Origin of the sequence: Secundilactobacillus mixtipabuli, assembly GCF_002217925.1 — a bacterium.
Taxonomy (GTDB): domain Bacteria; phylum Bacillota; class Bacilli; order Lactobacillales; family Lactobacillaceae; genus Secundilactobacillus; species Secundilactobacillus mixtipabuli.
In genome coordinates this window covers 1-892 of record NZ_BCMF01000022.1, presented here as the reverse complement: position 1 = coordinate 892, position 892 = coordinate 1, and the positions used below count along the sequence as shown (strand labels likewise).

At 54.8% G+C, this 892-nt stretch carries 1 rRNA gene; it reads left to right on the top strand.

What is annotated here, in order from left to right:
* A 23S ribosomal RNA gene (locus IWT5_RS11795) occupies positions 1-892 on the top strand; the annotation flags it as partial.

The window sequence follows — 892 nt, the reverse complement described above, 5'->3', positions numbered from 1 at the left end:
CGGCAAAATGACCCCGTAACTTCGGGAGAAGGGGTGCTGCACGCAAGTGCAGCCGCAGTGAAGAGGCTCAGGCGACTGTTTATCAAAAACACAGGTTTCTGCAAAATCGTAAGATGACGTATAGGGGCTGACGCCTGCCCGGTGCTGGAAGGTTAAGTGGATGAGTTAGCTTCGGCGAAGCCCAGAAATGAAGCCCCAGTAAACGGCGGCCGTAACTATAACGGTCCTAAGGTAGCGAAATTCCTTGTCGGGTAAGTTCCGACCCGCACGAAAGGCGTAACGATCTGAGCACTGTCTCAACGAGAGACTCGGTGAAATTAAAGTACCTGTGAAGATGCAGGTTACCCGCGACAGGACGGAAAGACCCCATGGAGCTTTACTATAGCTTGATATTGGGTGTTGACACAACTTGTACAGGATAGGTCGGAGCCGTAGAAACCGGAACGCTAGTTTCGGTGGAGGCGCTGGTGGGATACGACCCTTGTTGTGTGAACACTCTAACCCGCGCCACTCAGCGTGGCGGGAGACAGTGTCAGGTGGGTAGTTTGACTGGGGCGGTCGCCTCCCAAAAAGTAACGGAGGCGCCCAAAGGTTCCCTCAGAATGGTTGGAAATCATTCGTAGAGTGTAAAGGCACAAGGGAGCTTGACTGCGAGACAGACAGGTCGAGCAGGGACGAAAGTCGGGCTTAGTGATCCGGCGGTACCGTATGGAAGGGCCGTCGCTCAACGGATAAAAGCTACCCTGGGGATAACAGGCTTATCTCCCCCAAGAGTCCACATCGACGGGGAGGTTTGGCACCTCGATGTCGGCTCATCGCATCCTGGGGCTGTAGTCGGTCCCAAGGGTTGGGCTGTTCGCCCATTAAAGCGGTACGCGAGCTGGGTTCAGAA